This is a genomic window from Pseudomonas antarctica (assembly GCF_900624995.1).
Taxonomy (GTDB): Bacteria; Pseudomonadota; Gammaproteobacteria; order Pseudomonadales; family Pseudomonadaceae; genus Aquipseudomonas; species Aquipseudomonas antarctica.
Genome location: NZ_UYXQ01000008.1, coordinates 48,910 through 72,800, shown reverse-complemented (window position 1 = coordinate 72,800; position 23,891 = coordinate 48,910). Strand labels below are relative to the sequence as shown.

Here is a 23,891-nt window from a genome sequence, read left to right as displayed (position 1 = left end):
GTTACCCATATTGAAGACATTTGACCATTTGACCGTTGTGGGTCTGCGTGAGTGGGTGGCTCTTCCCGACTTGGGAGTGGCTGGCCTGCGCGCAAAGATCGACACCGGGGCCAGCACCTCGAGCCTGCACGCCACCGATATCGAGCCCTTTGTACGCGACGGTGAGGAGTGGGTGCGCTTTACCGCGCACCTGGGCAGCGTGGTGCAACTGCGTCACCGCCGCTGCGAAGCGCCGCTGGTGACGATGAAAACCATCAAGAGCTCCAATGGCCACGCGCAGGTGCGCTATGTGATCAGCACCACCCTCGCGTTGGGTAATCGGGTGTGGCGGGTAGAGTTCACCCTCGCCTGTCGCAAGGCCATGCGTTACCGCCTGTTGCTGGGCTCCAAGGCGCTGATTGACGGCCACTTGGTGGTCAGTCCCGGCGTCAAGTACGTTCAAGACAAGCCGGTGTTCCCGGTCTCTACTATTTCTACCCCAGGTGCTGCATGAAGATTGCTGTGCTGTCGCGAAACCCGCGTCTGTATTCCACCCGCCGCCTGGTCGAGGCCGGCACCGAACGTGGCCACGAAATGGTGGTGATCGACACGTTGCGTGCCTACATGAACATTGCCAGCCACAAGCCGCAGATCCACTACCGGGGCAAGCCGCTGGAAGGCTTCGATGCGGTGATCCCGCGTATCGGTGCCTCGGTGACGTTTTACGGCTGCGCGGTGTTGCGCCAGTTTGAAATGATGGGCGTATTCCCCCTCAATGAATCGGTGGCCATTGCGCGCTCGCGGGACAAGCTGCGTTCGCTGCAGCTGCTGTCGCGGCGCGGGATCGGCCTGCCAGTGACCGGTTTTGCCCACTCCCCTGATGACATCCCTGACCTGATCGACATGGTCAACGGCGCGCCGCTGGTGATCAAGGTACTGGAAGGCACCCAGGGCATTGGCGTGGTGCTGTGCGAAACCGCGACTGCTGCGGAATCGGTGATTGAGGCGTTCATGGGCCTCAAGCAGAACATCATGGTGCAGGAATACATAAAGGAAGCTGGCGGTGCGGATATCCGCTGCTTCGTGGTGGGCGACAAGGTGATTGCGGCCATGAAGCGCCAAGCCAAACCAGGGGAGTTCCGCTCCAACCTGCACCGTGGTGGCAGTGCCAGCCTGATCAAGATCACCCCGGAGGAACGCATGACCGCGCTGCGGGCCGCCAAGGTAATGGGGCTGGCGGTAGCGGGCGTGGATATCTTGCGCTCCAACCACGGGCCTTTGGTGATGGAAGTCAACTCATCACCAGGTCTGGAAGGGATTGAGACCACCACCGGCAAGGATGTGGCGGGGATCATCATTCAGCACCTGGAGAAGAATGGTGGGCCGAATATGACACGGACCAAGGGTAAGGGCTGAATCAGCTCATTTATCAAACACCACAAAACAGTGTGGGAGCTGGCTTGCCGGCGATAGCGGTGGGTCAGCAACCTATACGTTGACTGATACACCGCTATCGCCGGCAAGCCAGCTCCCACATTTGATTTCTGTTGCTTGTTAAACCGCGTCTCGCGGCAGCATCAGGCCAAGCGGCAACCGCACGCGCGCTTCCAGGCCCCCCTCCTCGCGGTTGCGCAGCTCAACATTGCCGCCATGCATCGAGGCAATCCGCCGCACAATCGCCAGGCCCAGGCCCGTGCCCTTGCCACCACGGGCACGGTCGCCACGGGTGAACGGGTTGAAAATACCTTCCAGTTCCGCGGGGTCGATACCCGCGCCACGGTCCATCACACTCAACACCACATAAGGCGCAGCACTGTCGCCGGACACATACGCCGCCACTTCCACATCGGAACCAGCATGGTGCAAGGCATTGCCAATCAGGTTGTTCAGCAGGCGCTTCATCGACACACGACGCAACGCGAATGGCTGGATCGGCTCCAGACGCATGCGCACCTGTTCGCCGTTCTGGTTATAGGGTGCCACGACCTCGCGCACCAGGTCCGTGAGATCGACTTCCTCTACCACCTCATCGCGACCATCACGAATGAACGCCAGGAACTGGTCGAGAATCGCGTCCATGTCCTCGATATCACGCACCATGTCATCGGTCAGGTCGGTGGGGTTGCCCATCAACTCCAAGGACAGTCGCAATCGCGTCAGCGGCGTACGCAGGTCATGTGACACGCCCGCCAGCATCAGCTCGCGCTCGCGGCCAGCCTGCTCGACGTCTTCCGCCATCTGATTGAAGGCGCTGTACACCTCAGTCATCTCACTGGGTGTATCGCTGACCGGCAGGCGCACGCTGCGCCCCTGTCCCAATTGGCGAGCCGCAAATACCAAGCGTTTGAGTGGTTGGTTGAGCTGGCGCACAAAAATCCACGCGGACGCCGTTGAAAGCAGCCCGATGGCCAGGAACCAGCCCAGCACGTTCCAGATCTTCTGCCCCCGCAGTGGGTGCGGGTACAACGGCACTTTCAGCCAATCCTGCCCCAGGCTCGGTGCCCGCACCCACAACGCTGGCGACACATGCATACGCAGCCGCACCTCGGTGTCTTCACCCAGTTCGGCCTGCATCTGGCGCTGGTAAATCTCACTGTAGGGCCAATGCTGCTCGCCTTCCGGCACACCCGCGCCAGCCACACGCACCAGGGTAGCGGCCTTGGCGATCTTCTCGCGGTTCTCAGGGTCGGCCGCCCAATAGGCGCGCAGCGTCAAGGCGACGCCATGGCTGTACTGCCTGTCCACCAGCACGTCTTCGTTCATCAGCAGATAAACCAGCGTCAGTGCCTTGGAAAACAGAACGACGATCAGCACCAGCCAAAGGGTGCGTGAGAAGAAACTTTGCGGGAACCACAACGGGGTTTTCATAGGGGACTGCCAGACACCTTGCAGATACGAGCGGCGCTCGCAGAAATGCAGACGCCGGGCAGCCCGTTGACCCCCAAGGAGTCAAACGCGTGGCTGCCCGCGCCTGCAAATCATCGATTACTTGGTTGCAGTGCCATCCGGCACAAACACATAACCCACGCCCCACACCGTCTGGATATAACGCGGCTTGGACGGGTCTGGCTCGATCATCCGGCGCAGACGGGAAATCTGCACGTCGATGGAGCGCTCCAAGGCGTCCCATTCCCGACCACGGGCCAGGTTCATCAACTTGTCGCGCGTCAGCGGCTGGCGAGCGTTCATCACCAGAGCCTTGAGCACGGCGAATTCACCGGTGGTCAGCATGTGCACTTCTTCGCCACGCTTGAGTTCGCGGGTCGCCAGCGACAGCTCGTAGTCGCCAAAGGTGACGCTTTCGTCTTCGCTGCCTGGCGCACCCGGTACCGGGGCTGCCTGGCGGCGCAATACGGCTTTGACCCGCGCCATCAGCTCGTCCGGGTTGAACGGTTTGGCCAGGTAGTCATCAGCGCCCAGTTCGAGGCCCTTGATGCGGCTCAGCTCATCACCCTTGGCGGTAAGCATGATGATTGGAATCTGGTTGTTCGCACCGCGCAGGCGTTTGCAGGCGGTGAGGCCGTCTTCGCCGGGCAGCATCAGGTCGAGCACGACCAGATTGAACACTTCACGCCCCAACAGGCGATCCATTTGCTCGGTGTTCGGCACCGCGCGGGCACGGTAGCCCTTGGAGTTGAAGAAGCGCTCCAGCAGGCTGCTCAGCCCCGGGTCGTCGTCAACGATGAGAATTTTTTCGCCTTCAGCAGTTTGTGCAGTGCTGCTCATTAGATGCTCCTCTTATCTCGGCGCGCATTATGGCGTAGCTGCCGTTATACGCACCGTGTGCATTGTTAGCAGATTTTTCCTCTACCGCCAGCGAACCCTTGCCCTGCAACCTGCGGCGCAATCCCCACGGGGCTCGGAACGCTGGTTATAATGCGCCGCCTTTGTGCAGGGTAATGTCAGACTTTACTGCTTACTGCCTCAATCGTTTTTTCAGCGACGGGCAGCAATTTTCCGATTTCGAGGGTCAATAGGCTGCCTTTTGACCCAGGCAGCGGCGCCGACAGGGCCGCTCAACCAGCCTCGCAACGCCTTGTTTTCTGGGCCTGCGAGCTGCTTTTCAGAATTCAGGTGGTTTTATGGACAGCATCAACAGCCGCATCGCCGAGGAACTCGGTGTACGCCCACAACAGGTCGAAGCGGCCGTCGCTCTACTGGATGAAGGCTCCACGGTGCCCTTCATCGCCCGTTACCGTAAGGAAGTCACCGGCAGCCTCGATGATATCCAGTTGCGGCATCTGGAAGAGCGCCTACGCTACCTGCGAGAACTCGACGAACGGCGCGTCAGCATCCTCGCCAGCATCGAGGAGCAAGGCAAGCTGACGCCGCAATTGGAACGCGACATCAAGCTCGCCGACACCAAGACTCGCCTCGAGGACCTTTACCTGCCGTACAAACAGAAGCGCCGCACCAAGGGCCAGATCGCCCTGGAAGCTGGCCTCGGCGACCTGGCTGACGGCCTGTTCAACGACCCATCGCTGACCCCGGAAACCGAAGCCGCACGCTTCATTGATGCTGACAAAGGCATCGCCGACGTCAAGGCCGCCCTCGAAGGCGCCAAGTACATCCTGATGGAGCGCTTCGCCGAGAACGCCAGCCTGCTCGAAAAACTGCGCACCTACCTGAAGCAGGAAGCCACCCTCAGCGCCCGTGTCATTGCCGGCAAAGAGGAAGAAGGCGCCAAGTTCCGCGACTATTTCGAACACGACGAACCGCTCAAGAGCATGCCATCCCACCGTGCGCTGGCGATTTTCCGCGGCCGTAACGAAGGTATTCTCAGCTCCGCACTGAAAGTCGGTGACGAGCTGCCGGGCACCATGCACCCGTGCGAAGGCATGATCGGGCAACAATTCGGCATCCGGAATCAGAACCGCCCTGCGGACAAGTGGCTCGGTGAAGTCGTGCGCTGGACCTGGAAGGTCAAGCTCTACACCCACCTGGAAACCGATCTGCTCGGCGAGCTGCGCGACGGCGCCGAAACCGAGGCGATCAACGTCTTCGCCCACAACCTGCATGACCTGCTGCTGGCCGCCCCGGCTGGCCCTCGCGCAACCCTGGGCCTGGACCCGGGCCTGCGTACCGGTTGCAAGGTCGCGGTGGTCGACTCGACCGGCAAGATGTTGGACCACGCCACCGTGTATCCGCATGTGCCGCACAACAAGTGGGATCAGACCCTGGCCATCCTGGCCGCCCTGTGCGCCAAGCATTCGGTGGACCTGATCGCCATCGGCAACGGCACCGCCAGCCGTGAAACCGACAAGTTGGCCGCCGAACTGATCAAAAAATACCCCGCTATGAAGATGACCAAGGTCATGGTCTCCGAAGCGGGCGCTTCGGTGTACTCGGCGTCGGAGCTGGCTTCCAAGGAATTCCCGGACCTCGACGTGTCGATCCGTGGCGCCGTTTCCATTGCTCGCCGCCTGCAAGACCCGCTGGCCGAGCTGGTGAAGATCGACCCTAAATCCATTGGCGTCGGCCAGTACCAGCACGACGTGTCGCAACTGAAGCTGGCGCGCGGCCTGGATGCGGTGGTGGAAGACTGCGTAAACAAGGTCGGCGTGGACGTGAACACTGCCTCGGTCGCGCTGCTGGCTCGTATTTCCGGCCTCAACTCAACACTGGCGCAGAACATCGTCACCCACCGCGACGAAAACGGCGCGTTCAAAACCCGCGCGGCACTGAAAAAAGTCGCACGCCTGGGTGAAAAAACCTTCGAACAGGCTGCAGGCTTCCTACGCGTAATGAACGGCGATAACCCGCTAGATGCTTCGGCAGTTCACCCGGAAGCCTACCCGCTGGTGCAACGGATTGCCGCCGAGACTGACCGCGATATTCGCTCGCTGATCGGCGACGCCGCGTTCCTCAAGCGCCTGGACCCGAAGAAGTACACCGACGAAACCTTCGGTGTGCCGACCATCACCGACATCCTGCAAGAGCTGGAAAAACCTGGCCGCGACCCGCGTCCCGAGTTCAAGACCGCCGAGTTCCAGGACGGCGTCGAAGACCTCAAGGACCTGCAACTGGGCATGATCCTCGAAGGCGTTGTGACCAACGTGACCAATTTCGGTGCCTTTGTGGATATCGGCGTGCATCAGGACGGTTTGGTGCATATCTCCGCACTTTCGGAGAAGTTCATCAAGGACCCTCGCGAAGCGGTGAAAGCCGGTGACGTGGTCAAGGTCAAGGTCATGGAAGTCGACATCCCGCGCAAACGCGTCGGCCTGTCGATGCGCATGAGCGACACCCCGGGCGAGAAAATCGACGGTGCCCGTGGCGCACGCCCAGGTTCGGCGCCGCGTCAGTCGCAAAACAACGCATCCCGTAAGGAGACCGCCACCGCAGCGCCGAGCAACAACGCTATGGCGTCGCTGTTCGCCAATGCCAAGCAGTTGAAGAAGCGCTGATGGAAATCCCCGTCGGCTTGACCCAGAGCGCATTCAGCGAGCTGATCGGCTGCCGCCTGCAACACCTGGATGAAGGTGTTGCCGAGGTGGCCCTGACCCTGGAGCCGCAGCTGCGCAACCGCGCGGGCAAGCTCCATGGCGGGGCGATTTTCAGCCTGGTAGACATCACCATGGGGCTGGCATGTTCCAGTTCCCATGGTTTCGACCAGCAGAGCGCGACCATCGAGTGCAAAATCAACTATATACGCGCCGTTGAAGACGGTGACGTGCTGTGCATCAGCCGTGTGATTCACGCTGGCCGACGCACGCTGGTGGTCGAAGCCGATGTGCATCAAGGCGAAAGACTTATCGCAAAAGCACAAGGTACCTTCGCTGTCCTCTAGCTCCCCGCCCTCGATTTGAGTTAATTTCGGCGCTGCGACAAAAGCGTCGGAATTTTCTTGCTGCGCTATAGCCCAATTCATGGAGTGAAGTAGGCTTTTTCAAAGCGGGTCAAATCGACTCAAAACCAGGCGATCACGCCAGTTTCAACTTCACCCTTGTAGACCGTCCTGCCCACCCCCATATTGGGGCGACTGACGCGTGAAGGAATCCAACTTGAGCGAACTTCTCAACCGCCGCCTGGCCTTGCTCGGCAAGCGCGAACACCTCTCCCTGCTAGAGCAGTGCTTGCACGGCATCGAGCGCGAATGCCTACGTGTCACCAGTGAGGGTCGTCTGGCGCAAACGCCGCACCCTGAAGCCTTGGGCGCCGCGTTGACCAATGAACAGATCACCACCGACTACTCGGAGTCGCTGCTGGAGTTCATCACCCCAGCCCTGCCGAACCCGGCCGATACCCTGAGCAGCCTGGACAAGATCCATCGCTTTGCCTACAGCAAGCTCGGCAACGAGTACCTGTGGAGCCCTTCTATGCCGTGCCCGTTGCCGGCCGAGGAAGATATTCCGATTGCCTACTACGGCACCTCCAATATCGGGCAGCTCAAGTACGTGTATCGCAAGGGCCTGGCGCTGCGTTACGGCAAGACCATGCAGTGCATCGCCGGCATCCACTACAACTTTTCCCTGCCGGAAGCGCTGTGGCCGTTGCTCAAGGAGACTGAAGGTTTCGTCGGCACCGACCGCGACTATCAGTCCACCGCCTACATCGCGCTGATTCGTAATTTCCGCCGCTACAGCTGGCTGTTGATGTACCTGTTTGGTGCCTCACCGGCCCTGGACGCCGGTTTCCTGCGCGGCCGCTCACACCAGTTGGAAGTGCTGGACGCCGACACCCTGTACCTACCCTATGCCACCAGCCTGCGCATGAGCGACCTGGGTTACCAGAGCAACGCCCAGGCCGGTTTGACGCCGTGCTACAACGATTTGAGCAGCTACACCGACAGCCTGCGCGAAGCGGTGGCAACGCCTTACGCGCCTTACGTCGAAGTCGGCACCCATAAAGACGGTGAGTGGGTTCAGCTCAACACCAACATCCTGCAGATCGAAAACGAGTACTACTCCAATATCCGCCCCAAGCGCGTGACCTACACCGGCGAACGGCCGATCCAGGCGCTGATGGCGCGTGGCATCCAGTACATCGAAGTGCGCTGCCTGGACATCAACCCGTTCCTGCCGATGGGCATCGACCTGCCGCAGTCGCGTTTTCTCGACGCGTTCCTGCTGTACTGCGCGCTGAACGACAGCCCGCTGTTCGCCAATAACGAATGCGGCAATGCCACTTCCAACTTCCTCAGCGTGGTCAAGGAAGGCCGTCGTCCGGGCCTGCAGTTGCAGCGTCAGGGCCAGCCTGTGGACATGAAGGAATGGGCCACCGAGTTGCTGGAGCAGATCGCGCCGCTGGCGGCGCTGCTTGATGAGAGCCACGGCATCACCGAGCACAGCCAGGCGCTGGATGCTCAATTGGCCAAGGTCAAGGATCCGTCCCTGACGCCGTCGGCTCAGGTGTTGGCGGCGATGGCCGAACGTAAGGAGAGTTTTGCGCAGTTCTCCCTGCACCAGAGCGAGGTGCACGCCGAATATTTCCGTAAAGAACCGTTGCCGGCGCTAGAGCAGGCACGCTTTGAAGAACTGGCGCACAATTCGCTGGCGCAGCAGGCGGAGCTGGAGCAGAACGAAGTGGGCGACTTTGATGCGTTTGTCGGGTCGTACCAGGCGAGCATCTTGGCGATCAGCAACTAAAAGCATCACGCCGCCCCTGTGGGAGCTGGCTTGCCTGCGATAGCATCATCTCGGTGTATCTGAAATACCGAGTCGTGCGCATCGCAGGCAAGCCAGCTCCCATATTTGGCTGATGCGCCCTCAACATCAGCGTTCACTCTTATCCTAATAAGCTAATTCCAAAAAAATGTTATTTATTTTAGGATTCTTAGATCATTTAGTCTCCTCACACGCCAACACTCGGCCGCCTGATTGAGGAGCTTCCCCTTGAAACGTTTAACCCCTCTGCGCCTCTTGGGCGCATTGTCCCTGGCCGGTGCCAGCCTGTTTGCCCAGGCGGCGGATGTGACGATCGCTTACCAGACTACCGTGGACCCGGCGAAAGTCGCCCAGGCCGACGGCGCGTATGAAAAAGCCACCCAGGCCAAGATCGACTGGCGCAAATTCGACAATGGCGCCGACATCATCGCCGCCATCGCCTCCGGCGACGTGCAGATCGGCTACCTCGGTTCCAGCCCGCTGACCGCTGCCGTTACCCGCAAAGTTCCAGTGGAAACGTTCCTCGTGGCCACTCAAATCGGCGGCGCCGAAGCTTTGGTGGCTCGCAACGGTTCAGGGATCAATAGCCCGCAGGACCTGATCGGCAAAAAAATCGCCGTGCCCTTCGTCTCCACCGGCCACTACAGCCTGTTGGCCGCGTTGAAGCATTGGAACATCGACCCCGCGAAAGTGACCATCCTCAACCTCGCGCCACCGGCAATCATCGCCGCTTGGAAACGCGGTGACATCGACGCCACTTACGTGTGGGACCCCGCCCTGGGCGTGGCCAAGGAAAACGGCAAGGTGCTGATCACCTCCGGCGAACTGGCCAAGTTCGGCGCGCCGACCTTCGATGCGTGGATCGTGCGTAAGGATTTCGCCGAGAAGCACCCGGAAATCGTCACGGCCTTCGCCAAAGTCACTCTGGATGCCTACGCCGCATACCGCAAAGCCCCCCAAGCCTGGCTCGCCGATAAAGGCAACGTCGACAAACTGGTGAAGCTCTCCGGCGCCAAGGCCAGTGACATCCCACTGCTGCTGCAAGGCAACGTCTACCCGCTGGCCGCTGACCAAGTGACCCTGCTGGGCGCACCGACCACCAAGGCTGTGACCGACACCGCCGCGTTCCTCAAGGAACAAGGCAAGGTCGACGCCGTGCTGCCGGACTACGCGCCTTACATCAGCGCCAAGTTCATCACTCACTGATTCGGGAGTTCATTGCGATGGCCTTGCTACAACTGGAGCGCATCAGCGCACAGTACCCAGGCGCCACAGAACCGGTACTGTCTGACATTTCACTGGACCTTGGGCCCCAGCAATTGCTGGTGGCCCTCGGCCCGTCCGGCAGTGGCAAGACTTCGCTGTTGAACCTGATTGCCGGCTTTGTTGAACCCTCTGCCGGGCGCATCACCCTCGATGGCGTGCCGGTCAAAGGCCCCAGCGCCGAACGCGGCGTGGTGTTCCAGGACGACGCCCTGCTGCCCTGGCAGGACGTGCTGGCCAACGTCGGTTTCGGTCTCGAACTGGCCGGCGTGCCCAAGGCGCAACGTGAAGTGCGCGCCCGGGAAATGCTTGCCCTGGTTGACCTCGCCGGTTTCGACAGCCGGCGCATCTGGCAACTTTCCGGCGGCCAGAAACAACGTGTGGGCCTGGCCCGCGCCCTGGCGGCCGACCCGCGCGTGTTGCTGATGGACGAACCCTTCGGCGCCCTCGACGCCTTCACCCGCGAACACATGCAGCAATTGCTTCTACAAGTCTGGCGGCGCACGGCCAAGCCGGTGTTCCTGATTACCCATGACATTGAAGAGGCGGTGTTCCTCGCCACCGATTTGATCCTGCTGGCGCCCAACCCGGGCCAAATCGTCGAGCGTCTGCACCTGGACTTCGGCCAGCGCTACGCTGGCGGTGAATCGGCACGCGCGATTAAGTCCGACCCGCGCTTTATCGAAACCCGCGAACACGTGCTGGGCAAAGTGTTCTCGCAACGGCAGGTGTCCGCATGAGCAGCTACGAACTCCCCGCCACCGCCGCCAAGCCGGTAGCGCACGCGGTTATTGCGGTGCGTCGCAGCCTGAGCACACGTTGGATCAGCGTGCTCACCTTGGTCGCCTTGCTGGCGATCTGGTGGGCGGTGACCGCCACCGGCTTGATCGAACCGTTGTTCCTGCCACCGCCGTCCGCCGTGTTGCAAAAAGGCTGGCGGCTGGCGACCACCGGCTACATGGACTCCACCTTGTGGCAGCACTTGGGCGCAAGCCTGCAGCGTATCGGCCTGGGTCTCGGTTTTGCGGTGCTGACCGCCGTGCCGGTGGGCATTGCCATCGGTGCCAACCGCATCGCACGCGGCATTCTCGACCCGCTGATCGAGTTTTACCGACCGATTCCGCCGCTGGCTTATCTGCCGCTGATCGTGATCTGGTGCGGCATCGGCGAGCTGTCCAAGGTGTTGCTGATTTACCTGGCGATCTTCGCGCCCATCGCCATCGCCACCGCGACCGGCGTGCGCACGGTCGACCCCGCCAAGCTGCGTGCCGCGCAGTCGTTGGGCGCCACCCGTGCCCAACTGATTCGCCATGTGATCCTGCCGAGCGCCCTGCCCGACATTCTCACCGGTGTGCGCATAGGCCTGGGTGTGGGCTGGTCGACATTGGTCGCCGCCGAGTTGATCGCGGCCACCAGCGGCCTGGGCTTCATGGTGCAGTCGGCGGCGCAGTTCCTGGTCACCGATGTGGTGGTGCTGGGGATTTTGGTGATCGCCCTGATCGCCTTCGCCATGGAAATGGGCCTGCGTGCCCTGCAGCGTAAATGGGTGCCTTGGCATGGCCAGGCACACTGAGTGAGAATCGCATGAGCAGCCTGACCGTTACGCCAATAAGCACCGCCCTGGGCGCCCTGATCAGTGGCGTCGATATCACCCAGCCGCTGAACCCTGAAGAACGCGACGCCATCGAGCAGGCGTTGCTCAAGCACTCGGTGCTGTTCTTCAGAGACCAGGCCATCAACCCGCAGCAACAGGCGCGGTTCGCGGCGAATTTTGGCGACCTGCATATTCATCCGATTTACCCCAACGTGCCGGAACAGCCCGAAGTGCTGATCCTCGACACCGCCGTCACCGACGTGCGCGACAACGCGGTGTGGCACACCGACGTGACCTTCCTGCCGACTCCGGCCCTCGGCGCGGTACTGAGTGCCAAGCTGTTGCCGGCGTTTGGCGGCGATACGCTGTGGGCCAGCGGGATTGCAGCGTATGAGGCGCTGTCGGAGCCGCTCAAGCGGCTGCTCGACGGATTGACTGCCACCCACGACTTCACCAAATCCTTCCCGCTGGAGCGCTTTGGCAACACCGCCGAGGACTTCGCGCGCTGGGACGAAACCCGCAAGAAAAACCCGCCGCTGTCGCACCCGGTGGTGCGCACGCATCCGGTGAGTGGTCGCAAGTCGCTGTTTGTCAGCGATGGGTTTACCACCAGGATCAACGAGCTGGAGCCGGCCGAAAGCGAAGCGATTTTGAAGCTGCTGTTCGCCCACGCGACCCGCCCAGAATTCACAATTCGCTGGCGCTGGCAGGAGAATGACGTCGCGTTCTGGGATAACCGCGTGACCCAGCATTACGCGGTGGATGACTACCGGCCGCAGCGGCGGGTGATGCATCGGGCGACGATTCTTGGGGATGTGCCGTTTTGAAACATCAAATCACAAGGCTCAACAACCAACAGAAGAGTGCTTGCTGGATAAAAAACCAGTAAACCACTTCCATAACGAAGAAAAAAGGCGTAAAAATCCGCTTACCGAATAGTAAGTGGTGATTACGTGGTCACAAAACAAGAAATCCAGGGGTTCATTCGCGCGCAAGTAAACAAAGAATTTTTTGAAGAGTTGGGAGTTTTGCTCCCTCAAACCTTTCAAAAAGCCTTGAAAGAAACTCAGGAGCTGCTGATTCATACCCCTCACGAAGATTTGCGGGGGCATTTACGGCATTCTTTAGTCCAAGAGTCCTTGGCTGGGATGAAGCGATGGAACCCAATCGTCAAAACTACAGATCCTAAAGGGCACAATTATGTGCTGCTGGAGTTGGGCTCTTTAAGGATCACTGCGGTAGTGCTTCCTTGGCAGAAAGAAATCCGCGGTGCAAAACACCGAAGCGAGCTAAAAACGCTTAATGAGTCCCTTGCGGACACCCAAATGGACTGGATCGATGGGCTCAAACATACCGCAGCCGAACAATTGATTCATGCGCTTGTCGTAGTCCATGCACCTCCCCCACGTTCAGGGGATCAATCAGAACCACGCGCAATCATGATGGCTGTACCGTATTTCAACGGAAGAGGCTTTCACATGAGTTGCACTTTTGAAGATTTACTTCAAAGCTACTCTGACAATGAGGCGGTTCAGCGAAAACCAGTTGAATTGGTGAAATTGCGAGATAAGATGCGCCGCGCCGAAGAAACCGAAGACCAAACTGATGACGAGCAAAACGCCAAGAGGTAAAGCATGAGAACGGGAGTCGCGGGCTTTCAGTCAGAGCGCCTCAAGCAGCTGCGCCTTGCGTTTGGAATGACCCAAACCACTCTCGCCGAAATGGTAGGGCGCGCCTCTGGCAATATTTCAAAATGGGAAAACGGCCTTCAAGTGCCAGAAGCTGATGCCTTCCAGCGTCTGTGCGAGGTTTTTGGAGTCAGTGAAAACTGGTTACTTGAGGAGCAATTCAAAACTGGCGAGAACACTCCTTTTTTCTTCCGCTCACAGGTCAGTGCTACGGCCAGCGCGCGGGAAATAGCGGAAGTACGCTTGGAGTGGTTACAGGAGGTCTCCTACAAGCTTCAAGAAAGCCTTGAATTCATCGAAGTCAATGTGCCGCATTTAGAAGAACGAAACTGCGAGCTGATCTCTGATGAGGAGATCGAGCAGATGGCTAGCACATGCCGTCAAACCTGGGGACTAGGAATAGCTCCGATCTCCAATGTGGTTCAAGTATTAGAAAATGCGGGTATTGTCTGTGCTCGAACCACACTCGGCCACCTTAAGATGGATGGCGTTTCAAACTGGTACGAGCTGGACCAACGCCCATATGTTTTGCTTGTCGCAGATAAGGCCAATGGGATCAGAAATCGCTTTGATGCGGCTCATGAGCTCGGACATATCGTTCTGCACAGATACATATCCAAAGAACAGTACGAGTCGAATTACACACTCCTTGAAACTCAGGCACACCGTTTTGCAAGCGCCTTTTTACTACCCGCAGAAAGCTTTTTGCGAGAAGTTCGTTGGCCCACGCTGGATACATTGTTAGCTCTGAAACCACGCTGGAAAGTCTCAGTAGCTGCGATGGTGAGACGTTGCCTAGATTTGGAAATCATCAACGACACCACGACAACACGACTATGGAAAGCAAGATCTGCCAGAGGCTGGGTAAAGGGAGAGCCCATGGACAGTGATTTTGACTTCGAAAAGCCTCAACTGATCGCCCGTGGGGTCAAAATGCTTGTCGAAAATCATGTGCTCTCGCGATCTCAGGTAAGGCAACTGCTCGGATTGCCGCTGCACATCGTAGAGAATCTATGCAGCTTGGACGAAGGTTACTTCAACCTTCCTGACAAATCACAGGTGATAGACATGCAGTTGAGAAAGAGATCCGCACGCGAAACCTTTTTCAGCGAAACCGCTGAAATACTTGGGTTTCCGAGCAAAAAATAGCGTCATCTGCTGGCTGTCCTGATGGAAAGCCCTACCCTTAAAATGGTAGGGCCCGTTGTCCGACGCTATTCAGCGGTGGATGGCTTTTCCCACAAGTTAATCCCGCCTTCCTGCGCAAACCGATCAATCTCCGCCAGCTCTTCCACGCTGAAGCTCAAGTTCTTCAACGCCCCGACGTTCTCGATGATCTGCTCCGGCCGGCTTGCACCGATCAGCGCACTGGTCACCCGCGGGTCACGCAGGGTCCAGGCCAGCGCCAGTTGCGCCAAACTCTGGCCGCGACGCTTGGCGATTTCATTCAGTGCGCGTACGTGTGCGATGTTGGCTTCGGACAAGTGCTTGGCCTGCAACGACCCGCCACCCGGGCGGTTAACCCGCGCATCCGCTGGCACGCCATTGAGGTACTTGTCGGTGAGCAAACCCTGAGCCAGCGGCGTGAACGCAATCACCCCGGCACCGAGTTCTTCTGTGGTGTCCAGCAGGTCTTTTTCCACCCAGCGGTTGAGCAGGTTGTAGGCCGGCTGATGGATCAGCAGCGGCACTTTCCACTCTTTGAGCAAGGCTGCGATTTCGCGGGTTTTAACCCCGGAATACGACGAGATGCCGATGTACAGCGCCTTGCCCTGCTGCACCGCCGTGGCGAGGGCGCTGGCGGTTTCTTCCAGCGGGGTGTCGGCGTCAAAACGGTGGGAGTAGAAAATATCCACGTAGTCGACGCCCAGGCGTTGCAGGCTTTGGTCCAGGCTCGCCAGTATGTATTTGCGCGAACCGCCGCCCTGGCCATAAGGGCCGGGCCACATGTCCCAGCCGGCTTTGCTGGAGATGATCAATTCGTCGCGGTAATGCTTGAAGTCTTCGCGCAGCAAACGGCCGAAGTTGATCTCGGCGCTGCCGTACGGCGGGCCGTAGTTGTTGGCCAGGTCGAAGTGGTTGATACCCAAGTCAAACGCGGTGCGCAGCAAAGCGCGCTGGGTGTCGATTGGGGTGCTGTCGCCAAAGTTGTGCCACAGCCCCAAGGACAGTGCAGGCAGCACCAATCCACTGCGACCTACGCGGCGATAGGGAATAGATTCATAGCGGTTTTCGGCAGCAATATACGTCATCGAATCCTCTCTGGGCTTAGGGCAAATAAGGCCTGGGAATAACGCTATTCCCAGGCCTTATAACCCGCTGAATCGCTTAACTATGCCCTTCCGTTTTACAGCAATTACCTACCAGAGTGGAACGACATAGCTGACATAGAAGCGATTTTCATCTTGCACGGTGGCACCGGTAATGTCCGGGCTGGCGTGCGCGTTTTTCCAGGTCACGCCCAGCCCTTTGAGGGTGCCGGTCGGTACTTGGTAGGCCACCGCAATGTTGCGTTCCCATTCGCTGGTGGTGCCTTGCGCAGTGCGGATGTCATCACCGTGAGCGTAGGCGGCGGAGAACGTCAGGCCAGCGAAGCCGAGTTTGCCGAAGTCATATTTGTACTGCGCCAGCCAGGTGCGTTCGCCCGCGTGCTGGAATTTGTTCAACTGCATGTTAGTCAGTGCCGGGGTGTCGGCACCTGAACCTGGGCCCTGGTGCGCATCACCGCTGTTCAGGCCGGAATCGAGGTACGGGAAGTCACTGTCGCCGCTGTTTTTCTGGATGCCAAGGCCCACGGTATGGCCGTCCAGGCTGTAGCTTTCAAGCAAGCTAGCGGTGGTTTGGTTGATGCGGCCTTTGCTGGCGCCGTCACCGTAGAGGCCGGCCCCGGCAAAGTCCTTGTCACCATCGGCGTTGGCGCCCACACCGAGGCTGCGGAACACACGCACATCGGTGTCGATTGCACCCACGGACAACGCGTCATGACGCTTGGCGCCGAGGAAGAACTGCTGGTAATAATCCTCAAGGTTGGAATACCACAGGCTGACGGTGGTGTTCTGGATGCCGGTGTAGTGCGCACCGCCGAACAGGAAGCGATCACTTTCTTGGGTGCCGCCAGCGGTGATCATGCCCTGGTCACCGGTTTCGTTGCGAATTTTGGTCTTGAAGATATCGCCACCGGTGAAGGTGAAGTCGCTGAGGTTTTTGGACACCAGTTGCACACCGGTATTGGTCTGCTGGTACAGGCGCCCGTCAGTGTTGGCCAGCACTGGGTTATTGCCGTACAGCGTGCCGACGCGCAGCTCATCCTTGGCGACGCGCATCTTGAACGTCGGGCTGAGTACGCCGAACTGGTCGGCGGATTTGCCGTTATCCAGTGGGAACATACTGCCGGGGTAGCGACCTTGGTGATCTTTGTCGTTGAGGTCACCACCAGAGTCCAGTTTCAAGCCGTAGAACGCCTGCAAGTCCAGGCCAAAACCCACCGGCCCCTCGGTGTAGCCGGACCTGAAGTTGAACTCGAAACCCTGGCCCCAATCCCGCACGCTGTGGGCCTTGGCGCTGCTGTTGACCACATCACGCCCCTGCTGGTTGAGGTAGCGATTGAGCAGGGTCACATCGGCGTGGCTGTCGTCGATAAAATCGGCATGGGCGGACAGCATAAAGCTCGCCATGGCGACACCCACCACGGGGCTTATTAACGTCTTCATTGTTACCGGTCTCCGTCACTGTTCTGAAATGAAAGCGTCAAACGCTTCACACAATTACGCAGTGGCCAGATGACAGTTGCGCGTCAAAGCGGGGCTTCAACGAATGAAATTAAGTTTAAGAAAGCCCCGTGGGACGGGGCTTTGCGGGGGTTTCTGCGTCAGCGCACCAAGTGCAGGAACTGCAGGTGACGCTCGTACTGGTCGAGGATGTCGTTGATGATCTGCTCCTTGGTGTAGCCCACCAGGTCGTAGTCCTGGCTGCCCTCGCTCAAGTGCACTTCCGCCCGGTAATAGCGGCGGTTGTTGAGCTGTTTTGAGCCCATGCCACCGCGTGCAAATGACGGCGTGAAATAGCCGCGCATCTGCACCTGATACACGAACGGGTGCTCTTCGCCGTGACCGATTTCCAGGCTGACGCTGTCGTTCGACGGGTCGGGCTGGGCGACGACGCTGAGGCCTTTTTCGACAAACACCGCCGTTACTTCTTCGATCGCCGGGCGCACCGTGGTTTCAAGGAACCGGTACACCTCATCGCGCGAAGGGAAATGCACCGCTTGGGTCAAACGCTGGCGCCAGCCGCCCGTGCCTTTGCGTGAACCGGACACCGGTGCGAGGGAATGCATCTGGGCGATCTGCTTTTGCGATTCGAGGTAGAACGCCTTGTGCAGGCCCCACATCATCAACAGCAGGATCAGCGAGAACGGCAACGAGGTCAGCACCACCGCGGACTTCAGCGAGTCGATACTGCCGGCAAACAGCAACGCACTGGTGACCAATGCAGTCATCGCGCCCCAGAACACGCGCAGCCATTTCGGCCCGTCTTCGTCGGCGTTACCGCCTTTGGACGACAGGGTCGACAACACGACGGTGCCGGAGTCGGCCGAGGTGACGAAGAACACGAAGCTGATAAACACCGTGACCGCGATAACCGTCTTGCTCCACGGGTAGGTTTCCAGCAACAGGTAGAGGCTCATCGACGGGTCATCGATGGCCGACTGGCCGAGCGCGGTCAAGCCGTGGTTGAGCACCTGGTCAATGGCACTGTTGCCGAAGATCGACATCCACGCCAGGGTAAAGCCCAGCGGGATCAACAGCACGCCAAACACGAATTCGCGAATGGTACGGCCTCGGGAAATACGCGCGATAAACAGGCCTACGAACGGCGACCATGCGATCCACCAGGCCCAATAGAACACCGTCCAACCGCCCAGCCAGTCGCTGGGTTTGTCGTAGGCGTACACATCGAAACTCTTGGTCGGCAAGGCGCCGAGGTAGTCACCGATGTTCTGGATCAAGGTGTTGAGCAAGTGCTGGGTGGGCCCGGCAAACAACACGAACAGCAGCAGCGCACAGGCCAGCAGCATGTTGATGTCGGACATCACCCGCACGCCCTTGTCGACGCCGGAGACGGCGACAAGGATGGCAGCGCCCATCATCAACGTGATCAGGCCGACCTGGATCCACTGGGTGTGGGCAATGCCGAACAGGTAGTCCAGCCCGGAGTTGAGGTGCAACACGCCGAAGCCCATGTCGGCGCCCAGGCCGAACACCGTAGCGATAATGCCGAAGCCATCCACCGCATAGCCGATGGGGCCATTGATGCGCTTGCCGATCAGCGGGTACAACGCCGAACGCAGCGCCAGCGGCAGGTTATGCCGGTAGGCGAAATACGCCAGGGCCATGCCCACAAATGCAAACACACCCCAGCCGTGCAAGCCCCAGTGCAGAAACAGAATCTGCATCGCCTGGCGTGCGGCATCGGCATTCATTGGCGCGCCCTGAGGCGGTTGCACCAGGTGCGTCAGCGGCTCGGACACGCAAAAGAAAAACAGCGTGATGCTGATCCCGGCGGCGAACAGCATGCCGGCCCAGGACAGGTAACTGAATTCGGGCTCGTCGTGGTCGGCACCGAGTTTTATCTTGCCGTAGCCCGATAGCGCGGTGACCACCACGAAGACCAGATACAGGGTCATCGCCAGCATGTAGTACCAGCCGACCGTGTTGGCCGCCCAGTTTTGCGCGGCCAGCAGCCAGGCACCGGCCTGTTGCGGAATAGCGATGACCGTGATGCCAAATAGCAGGATGAAGCTGGCGGCAAAGTAGAAAACGGGCGCATTCATGCGCACCATGCCGCTGGATGGGGTGGACGATGCACTCATGAACGATGCACCCCGGGGGTGTGAAATGTGGCTGTAAATAACGGACTCAGCAAAGGTAAGCCTCCTGTTGTGAGCGGGCAGCGAACCACCGGTTTAACTTGAACGGTCATTCAAGTTAAACATGGATAGGCGGTTTGGGACTAATCGTAGGGCTGAGTGGTAGACAATTCCTACACTAGCTCAAGGATTGATATGACGGGTGCGCGAGGCAAAACGTTCAGCGATTTCGGCGTTAAACACGGCTCAAAATTGGAATGCGGTCAAAAATGTGAGATGGGTGCTGATTCTCTATTTCTGCGCCCCATCCTCATGCTGCAAATTCGCCTGGGTGATATTCGCCCCCGCCGGCACGCTGCGGGTCAGCCACACGTTGCCGCCAATCGTCGAGCCCTTGCCAAGGGTGATCCGCCCCAGAATCGTCGCCCCGGCGTAGATCACCACGTCATCCTCAACGATCGGATGACGTGGGTGGCCCTTCTGCAACTGACCATCCTCATCCGCCGGAAAGCGCTTGGCGCCCAGTGTCACCGCCTGATAAATGCGCACCCGCTCGCCGATGATCGCGGTTTCGCCAATCACCACACCCGTGCCGTGGTCGATAAAGAAACTCGGGCCGATCTGCGCGCCGGGGTGAATATCGATGCCGGTGGCCGAGTGGGCAATCTCCGCGCTGATTCGCGCCAGCAGCGGTAACCCGGCGCGATATAAGTGATGCGCCAGGCGATGGTGAATCACCGCCAGGATACCGGGGTAGCACAGCAGCACTTCATCCACACTGCGCGCGGCCGGGTCGCCGTGGTAGGCGGCCAATACGTCGGTGTCCAGCAGGCTGCGCAGGGAAGGCAGGGCCAGGGCAAAGTCCTGAATCAGGCGGATGGCCAGGGCATCGACGTCGCTTTCACCCTTGGCGCCCTGACGCGCGGCGTAACGCAGCTCCAGGCGCGCCTGGCCGAGCAAGGCATTCAAGGCGACGTCGAGGGTATGGCCGACGTAGAAATCTTCACTTTCCTCACGCAAGTCCACCGGCCCCAGGCGCATCGGAAACAGCGCGCCGCACAGCGACTCGATAATCTGCGCCACCGCTTCGCGCGACGGTAATTCACGCCCGCCGTGCTCACCACTCAAGCGACCATTGCGCGTGCGCCACTGGTCCCGGGCGCTGCGCAGTTGGCTGACGATGGTTTGCAATTGCCAATGACTGGAACGCTCACTCACGGTATTCACTCCTGACGATATGGCCGTCACTTTACGGTATGCACCCAGGCCACTCTTAAGAACCAATGGTGTGATGTAAAGAACCATACGGAATAAGCGATTGGCGGTTGCCCGATGAAAAGTGCCTGCCTATAGTCGCCCAATCACTTAGCCACCGTGCGTAGCCATGATCAAACAACAGATCGACCGTTTTAACCGCCTGGAACTGCTGGGCGGCGCCACTGCCCTGGAAAAACTCGAGCGGCTGTCGGCTTGGCTGGGCAGGGACATCTACGTCAAACGCGACGATACGACGCCACTGGCCATGGGCGGCAACAAGCTGCGCAAACTCGAATACCTGGCTGCCGATGCCCTCGCCCAGGGTGCCGACACCCTGGTCACGGCCGGTGCCACCCAGTCCAACCATGTGCGCCAAACCGCTGCGCTGGCCGCCAAGTTGGGCCTGGGTTGCGTGGCCCTGCTGGAAAACCCGACCGGCACCGAAGACCCTAACTACCTGGGCAACGGCAATCGCCTGTTGCTGGAACTGTTTGACGCTAAAGTCGAGTTGGTCGAAAACCTCGACAACGTTGACGAGCAGCTTAATGCCCTTGCCGATCGTCTGCGCAGCAATGGCAAGAAGCCGTACCTGGTGCCTATCGGTGGTTCGAATGCACTCGGGGCGCTGGGTTACGTGCGCGCCGGGCTGGAGTTGGCCGGGCAGATCAAAGACAGCGGCATTGAGTTTGCCGCCGTGGTACTGGCCTCCGGCAGTGCGGGTACCCACAGCGGCCTCGCGCTGGCCTTGAGTGACGTGCTGCCGAACCTGCCGGTGATTGGCGTGACCGTTTCGCGCACCGACGAAGCGCAGCGCCCGAAAGTACAAGGCCTGGCCGAACGCACCGCCGAGTTGCTCGGCGTGGACATCCCCGAAGCCTTCAACGTGATGTTGTGGGACGAGTACTTCGGCCCGCGCTACGGCGAGCCGAATGCCGGCACGTTGGCCGCGATCAAACTTTTAGCCAGCCAGGAAGGTCTGCTACTGGACCCTGTCTACACGGGCAAGGCCATGGCGGGTTTGCTGGATGGCATCGGGCGCCAGCGGTTTGAGGACGGCCCGATCATTTTCCTGCACACCGGCGGGGCACCGGCGTTGTTTGCGTATGACTCCGTGTTTAACTGAATAAACACAGCTCCCCCATTAGGCCCGCCTAATATTCCAAAAACGAATAACAAATTAGATTTATATTATTTTCAAGTCTTAAAAACTGGCTTTATAGTCGCGCCGAAGGCGAAGACGCGCTTCGCGCTTTAAGGCAGGATACGACTACCGCGTCACCTGCTTCGCTCAACATAAAAACACAGGGGCTCTTCATGACTATTTCTGTATTTCGTCGCACATTGCTGGTCGGCACATTGGGGCTGGCGCTCGGGGCTAGCTGGCTGAGCCAGGCAGTTGCCGGCGAGCAGTTGGACAACATCAAGAAAGCCGGCGAAATCAAGATCGGCCTGGAAGGCACCTACCCGCCGTTCAGCTTCGTCGACGAAAGCGGCAAGCTCAGCGGTTTCGAAGTCGAGCTGTCCCAAGCGCTGGCCAAAGAGCTGGGCGTCAAGGTCAAGCTGCAAGCCACGCCTTGGGACGGTATCCTCGCGGCCCTGGAATCCAAGCGCCTGGACGCCGTGGTCAACCAAGTGACCATCTCCGAAGAGCGCCAGAAGAAGTACGACTTCTCCAAGCCCTACACCGTTTCCGGTATCCAGGCGCTGGTGCTGAAGAAAAACGTCGACACCATCAAGACCGCCGACGACCTGGCCGGCAAGAAGGTTGGCGTAGGCCTGGGCACCAACTACGAACAATGGCTCAAGGACAACCAACCTAAAGCCATCATCAAGACCTACAACGATGACCCTACCAAGTTCCAGGACCTGCGCATCGGCCGCATCGACGCAATTTTGATCGACCGTCTGGCCGCTCTGGAATACGCCAAGAAAGCCCCCGACACCGCAGCCGCCGGTGATGCCTTCTCCCGTCAGGAAGCCGGTATTGCCTTGCGCAAAGGCGAGCCTGAACTGCTCGACGCGGTGAACAAGGCCCTCGACAAGCTGCGCGCCGACGGCACCTTGAAGAAGCTGTCCGAGAAGTACTTCAACGCTGACGTCACTCAATAATGGAAGCAGGTTTCCAACTCGCGCTGGACTCCGCGCCCTTTTTGCTCAAGGGCGCGTACTACACGGTGATCCTTAGCCTTGGCGGGATGTTTTTCGGCTTGCTGCTGGGCTTCGGCCTGGCCTTGATGCGCCTGTCGCGCTTCAAACTTTTGAGCTGGACCGCCCGTGTCTACGTGTCGTTCTTTCGCGGCACGCCCTTGCTGGTGCAGCTGTTTTTGATCTACTACGGCTTACCGCAAGTGGGCATCGAGCTGGACCCGATCCCGGCCGCCATGACCGGCTTTTCGCTGAACATGGCCGCTTATGCCTGTGAAATCCTGCGCGCCGCAATCAGCTCCATCGAGCGCGGCCAGTGGGAAGCGGCAGCCAGTATCGGCATGACCCGCGCGCAGACCCTGCGCCGGGCCATCCTGCCGCAGGCCATGCGCACGGCATTGCCGCCGTTGGGCAACAGCTTTATTTCGCTGGTCAAGGACACGGCGCTGGCCGCCACCATCCAGGTGCCCGAGCTGTTCCGCCAGGCGCAACTGGTGTCAGCACGTACCTTCGAAATTTTCACCATGTATCTGTCCGCCGCTCTGATCTACTGGGTACTGGCGAGCATCCTGGCGCATTTTCAAAATCGTCTGGAAGACCGGGTCAACCGGCATGACCTGGAGTCTTGAAGCATGATCGTGGTTGAAAAACTGACCAAACAATTCAAAGGTCAGGTGGTGCTCAACGGGATCGACCTTGAGGTCAAGGAAGGCGAAGTGGTCGCCATCATTGGCCCCAGCGGTTCCGGCAAGACCACCTTTCTGCGCTGCCTGAATTTCCTCGAAGAACCCACCAGCGGCCGCATCAAGGTGGGTGACATCGAGATCGACAGCAACAAGCCGCTCAACCAGCAACAAGGCCTGGTGCGGCGCTTGCGCCAGCACGTGGGTTTTGTGTTCCAGAACTTCAACCTGTTCCCGCACCGCACCGCGCTGGAAAACGTCATCGAAGGCCCGATCGTGGTCAAGAAGATGCCGCGCGAGGCCGCGATTGCACTGGGTCGCAAGCTGCTGGCCAGAGTCGGCCTGGCGGGTAAAGAAGAGTCTTACCCGAGGCGCTTGTCCGGCGGCCAGCAACAGCGCGTGGCGATTGCCCGTGCACTGGCCATGGAGCCGGAGGTGATCCTGTTCGACGAACCCACCTCGGCCCTCGACCCGGAGCTGGTCGGCGAAGTGCTGGCGACCATCCGCAGCCTGGCCGAAGAAAACCGCACCATGGTCATCGTCACCCACGAAATGAGCTTTGCCCGCGATGTGGCCAACCGGGTGATCTTTTTCGACAAGGGCGTGATCGTCGAACAGGGCGAAGCCAAGGCGTTGTTTGCCAACCCCAAGGAGGAGCGGACCAAGCAATTCTTGAGCAAGTTTCTGGCTCATTAATTTCCTGAGAGCAGGCACCCACTGTGGCGAGGGCGCTTGCTCCCGCTGGGCTGCGTAGCAGCCCCAAAACCTTGGCAGCGCTTCGCGCCCCAGCGGGAGCAAGCTGCGGCGCCA

General features: G+C 59.5%; 21 protein-coding genes. 15 read left to right on the top strand and 6 right to left on the bottom strand.

Annotated elements, in window-relative coordinates; genetic code table 11:
* Window positions 1–10 precede the first annotated feature (10 nt).
* Both rimB and rimK read left to right on the top strand, forming a co-directional pair.
* Window positions 11–493 (top strand): retropepsin-like aspartic endopeptidase RimB, encoded by a 483-nt coding sequence (gene rimB / locus E0F99_RS08345; protein WP_083355778.1) that lies wholly within the window; start codon window positions 11–13, stop codon window positions 491–493.
* Window positions 490–1,395, top strand: coding sequence for a 30S ribosomal protein S6--L-glutamate ligase (rimK, locus tag E0F99_RS08340; RefSeq protein WP_025855543.1), 906 nt, complete (start codon window positions 490–492; stop codon window positions 1,393–1,395). Before rimB ends, rimK begins: the two co-directional genes overlap by 4 nt.
* Before the next feature lie 138 nt (window positions 1,396–1,533).
* Here rimK and E0F99_RS08335 read toward each other — a convergent pair whose 3' ends face one another.
* Entirely contained in the window at window positions 1,534–2,847 is a 1,314-nt protein-coding gene (locus tag E0F99_RS08335) for an ATP-binding protein (RefSeq protein ID WP_083355779.1), read from the bottom strand.
* A 117-nt stretch (window positions 2,848–2,964) separates the two neighbouring features.
* Window positions 2,965–3,705, bottom strand: coding sequence for an osmolarity response regulator transcription factor OmpR (gene ompR / locus E0F99_RS08330; RefSeq protein WP_053255745.1), 741 nt, complete (start codon window positions 3,703–3,705; stop codon window positions 2,965–2,967).
* A 356-nt stretch (window positions 3,706–4,061) separates the two neighbouring features.
* Here ompR and E0F99_RS08325 point away from each other — a divergent pair, with 356 nt between their 5' ends.
* The 9 genes from E0F99_RS08325 to E0F99_RS08285 all read left to right on the top strand — a co-directional run bounded on the left by E0F99_RS08325 (window position 4,062) and on the right by E0F99_RS08285 (window position 14,279).
* Window positions 4,062–6,386 carry a Tex family protein gene (locus tag E0F99_RS08325; protein WP_083355780.1) on the top strand — a complete coding sequence of 775 codons (2,325 nt, stop codon included), beginning with the start codon at window positions 4,062–4,064 and terminating at the stop codon, window positions 6,384–6,386.
* Complete coding sequence (locus E0F99_RS08320; RefSeq protein WP_083355781.1) at window positions 6,386–6,769, top strand: PaaI family thioesterase; 384 nt, start codon at window positions 6,386–6,388, stop codon at window positions 6,767–6,769. Before E0F99_RS08325 ends, E0F99_RS08320 begins: the two co-directional genes overlap by 1 nt.
* A 214-nt stretch (window positions 6,770–6,983) precedes the next feature.
* Window positions 6,984–8,567, top strand: a complete 1,584-nt coding sequence (gshA, locus tag E0F99_RS08315; protein WP_083355782.1) for a glutamate--cysteine ligase — start codon at window positions 6,984–6,986, stop codon at window positions 8,565–8,567.
* A 246-nt stretch (window positions 8,568–8,813) separates the two neighbouring features.
* A complete protein-coding gene (gene tauA, locus E0F99_RS08310) occupies window positions 8,814–9,791 on the top strand; it encodes a taurine ABC transporter substrate-binding protein (RefSeq protein WP_083355783.1) in 978 nt (325 codons plus the stop codon).
* Window positions 9,792–9,808: 17 nt separating this feature from the next.
* Window positions 9,809–10,588: a taurine ABC transporter ATP-binding subunit gene (gene tauB, locus E0F99_RS08305; RefSeq protein WP_083355784.1), complete on the top strand. Its 780-nt coding sequence runs from the start codon at window positions 9,809–9,811 to the stop codon at window positions 10,586–10,588.
* Window positions 10,585–11,421 (top strand): taurine ABC transporter permease TauC, encoded by an 837-nt coding sequence (gene tauC, locus E0F99_RS08300; RefSeq protein WP_083355785.1) that lies wholly within the window; start codon window positions 10,585–10,587, stop codon window positions 11,419–11,421. Before tauB ends, tauC begins: the two co-directional genes overlap by 4 nt.
* An 11-nt stretch (window positions 11,422–11,432) precedes the next feature.
* Window positions 11,433–12,269 (top strand): taurine dioxygenase, encoded by an 837-nt coding sequence (tauD, locus tag E0F99_RS08295; protein WP_083355786.1) that lies wholly within the window; start codon window positions 11,433–11,435, stop codon window positions 12,267–12,269.
* Window positions 12,270–12,395: 126 nt separating this feature from the next.
* The gene (locus E0F99_RS08290) at window positions 12,396–13,073 is read left to right on the top strand and encodes a hypothetical protein (RefSeq protein ID WP_083355787.1); all 678 of its coding nucleotides are present in this window, start codon (window positions 12,396–12,398) and stop codon (window positions 13,071–13,073) included.
* Window positions 13,074–13,076: 3 nt separating this feature from the next.
* Window positions 13,077–14,279: a helix-turn-helix domain-containing protein gene (locus tag E0F99_RS08285; RefSeq protein ID WP_083355788.1), complete on the top strand. Its 1,203-nt coding sequence runs from the start codon at window positions 13,077–13,079 to the stop codon at window positions 14,277–14,279.
* Between the two features lie 65 nt (window positions 14,280–14,344).
* Here the strand turns inward: E0F99_RS08285 and mgrA are convergent, their stop codons facing one another.
* The 4 genes from mgrA to epsC all read right to left on the bottom strand — a co-directional run bounded on the left by mgrA (window position 14,345) and on the right by epsC (window position 20,214).
* Window positions 14,345–15,382 carry an L-glyceraldehyde 3-phosphate reductase gene (mgrA, locus tag E0F99_RS08280; RefSeq protein WP_083355789.1) on the bottom strand — a complete coding sequence of 346 codons (1,038 nt, stop codon included), beginning with the start codon at window positions 15,380–15,382 and terminating at the stop codon, window positions 14,345–14,347.
* Between the two features lie 108 nt (window positions 15,383–15,490).
* Window positions 15,491–16,840, bottom strand: a complete 1,350-nt coding sequence (locus tag E0F99_RS08275; RefSeq protein WP_083355790.1) for an OprD family outer membrane porin — start codon at window positions 16,838–16,840, stop codon at window positions 15,491–15,493.
* A 158-nt stretch (window positions 16,841–16,998) separates the two neighbouring features.
* Window positions 16,999–18,960 (bottom strand): choline transporter BetT, encoded by a 1,962-nt coding sequence (gene betT, locus E0F99_RS08270; protein WP_165447611.1) that lies wholly within the window; start codon window positions 18,958–18,960, stop codon window positions 16,999–17,001.
* 327 nt (window positions 18,961–19,287) lie between these two features.
* Window positions 19,288–20,214: a serine O-acetyltransferase EpsC gene (gene epsC / locus E0F99_RS08265; protein ID WP_083355792.1), complete on the bottom strand. Its 927-nt coding sequence runs from the start codon at window positions 20,212–20,214 to the stop codon at window positions 19,288–19,290.
* Between the two features lie 166 nt (window positions 20,215–20,380).
* Between epsC and E0F99_RS08260 the strand changes: the two genes are divergently transcribed.
* From E0F99_RS08260 to tcyN, 4 genes are all read left to right on the top strand, one after another.
* Window positions 20,381–21,376, top strand: a complete 996-nt coding sequence (locus tag E0F99_RS08260; RefSeq protein WP_083355793.1) for a D-cysteine desulfhydrase — start codon at window positions 20,381–20,383, stop codon at window positions 21,374–21,376.
* A gap of 191 nt (window positions 21,377–21,567) precedes the next feature.
* Window positions 21,568–22,362 (top strand): cystine ABC transporter substrate-binding protein, encoded by a 795-nt coding sequence (tcyJ, locus tag E0F99_RS08255; RefSeq protein WP_083355794.1) that lies wholly within the window; start codon window positions 21,568–21,570, stop codon window positions 22,360–22,362.
* Entirely contained in the window at window positions 22,362–23,027 is a 666-nt protein-coding gene (gene tcyL, locus E0F99_RS08250; protein WP_083355795.1) for a cystine ABC transporter permease, read from the top strand. The genes tcyJ and tcyL overlap by 1 nt, the downstream gene beginning before the upstream one ends.
* A 3-nt stretch (window positions 23,028–23,030) precedes the next feature.
* A complete protein-coding gene (gene tcyN, locus E0F99_RS08245; RefSeq protein WP_083355796.1) occupies window positions 23,031–23,777 on the top strand; it encodes an L-cystine ABC transporter ATP-binding protein TcyN in 747 nt (248 codons plus the stop codon).
* The last annotated feature ends 114 nt before the right edge of the window (window positions 23,778–23,891 follow it).

Excerpts from the sequence above, each read along its gene's own strand:
- rimK (WP_025855543.1), top strand. The coding sequence starts at position 490 with ATGAAGATTGCTGTGCTGTCGCGAAACCCGCGTCTGTATTCCACCCGC.
- E0F99_RS08335 (WP_083355779.1), bottom strand. The coding sequence starts at position 2,847 with ATGAAAACCCCGTTGTGGTTCCCGCAAAGTTTCTTCTCACGCACCCTT.
- ompR (WP_053255745.1), bottom strand. The coding sequence starts at position 3,705 with ATGAGCAGCACTGCACAAACTGCTGAAGGCGAAAAAATTCTCATCGTT.
- E0F99_RS08325 (WP_083355780.1), top strand. The coding sequence starts at position 4,062 with ATGGACAGCATCAACAGCCGCATCGCCGAGGAACTCGGTGTACGCCCA.
- E0F99_RS08320 (WP_083355781.1), top strand. The coding sequence starts at position 6,386 with ATGGAAATCCCCGTCGGCTTGACCCAGAGCGCATTCAGCGAGCTGATC.
- tauB (WP_083355784.1), top strand. The coding sequence starts at position 9,809 with ATGGCCTTGCTACAACTGGAGCGCATCAGCGCACAGTACCCAGGCGCC.
- tauC (WP_083355785.1), top strand. The coding sequence starts at position 10,585 with ATGAGCAGCTACGAACTCCCCGCCACCGCCGCCAAGCCGGTAGCGCAC.
- tauD (WP_083355786.1), top strand. The coding sequence starts at position 11,433 with ATGAGCAGCCTGACCGTTACGCCAATAAGCACCGCCCTGGGCGCCCTG.
- E0F99_RS08285 (WP_083355788.1), top strand. The coding sequence starts at position 13,077 with ATGAGAACGGGAGTCGCGGGCTTTCAGTCAGAGCGCCTCAAGCAGCTG.
- mgrA (WP_083355789.1), bottom strand. The coding sequence starts at position 15,382 with ATGACGTATATTGCTGCCGAAAACCGCTATGAATCTATTCCCTATCGC.
- E0F99_RS08275 (WP_083355790.1), bottom strand. The coding sequence starts at position 16,840 with ATGAAGACGTTAATAAGCCCCGTGGTGGGTGTCGCCATGGCGAGCTTT.
- betT (WP_165447611.1), bottom strand. The coding sequence starts at position 18,960 with ATGAATGCGCCCGTTTTCTACTTTGCCGCCAGCTTCATCCTGCTATTT.
- E0F99_RS08260 (WP_083355793.1), top strand. The coding sequence starts at position 20,381 with ATGATCAAACAACAGATCGACCGTTTTAACCGCCTGGAACTGCTGGGC.
- tcyJ (WP_083355794.1), top strand. The coding sequence starts at position 21,568 with ATGACTATTTCTGTATTTCGTCGCACATTGCTGGTCGGCACATTGGGG.
- tcyL (WP_083355795.1), top strand. The coding sequence starts at position 22,362 with ATGGAAGCAGGTTTCCAACTCGCGCTGGACTCCGCGCCCTTTTTGCTC.
- tcyN (WP_083355796.1), top strand. The coding sequence starts at position 23,031 with ATGATCGTGGTTGAAAAACTGACCAAACAATTCAAAGGTCAGGTGGTG.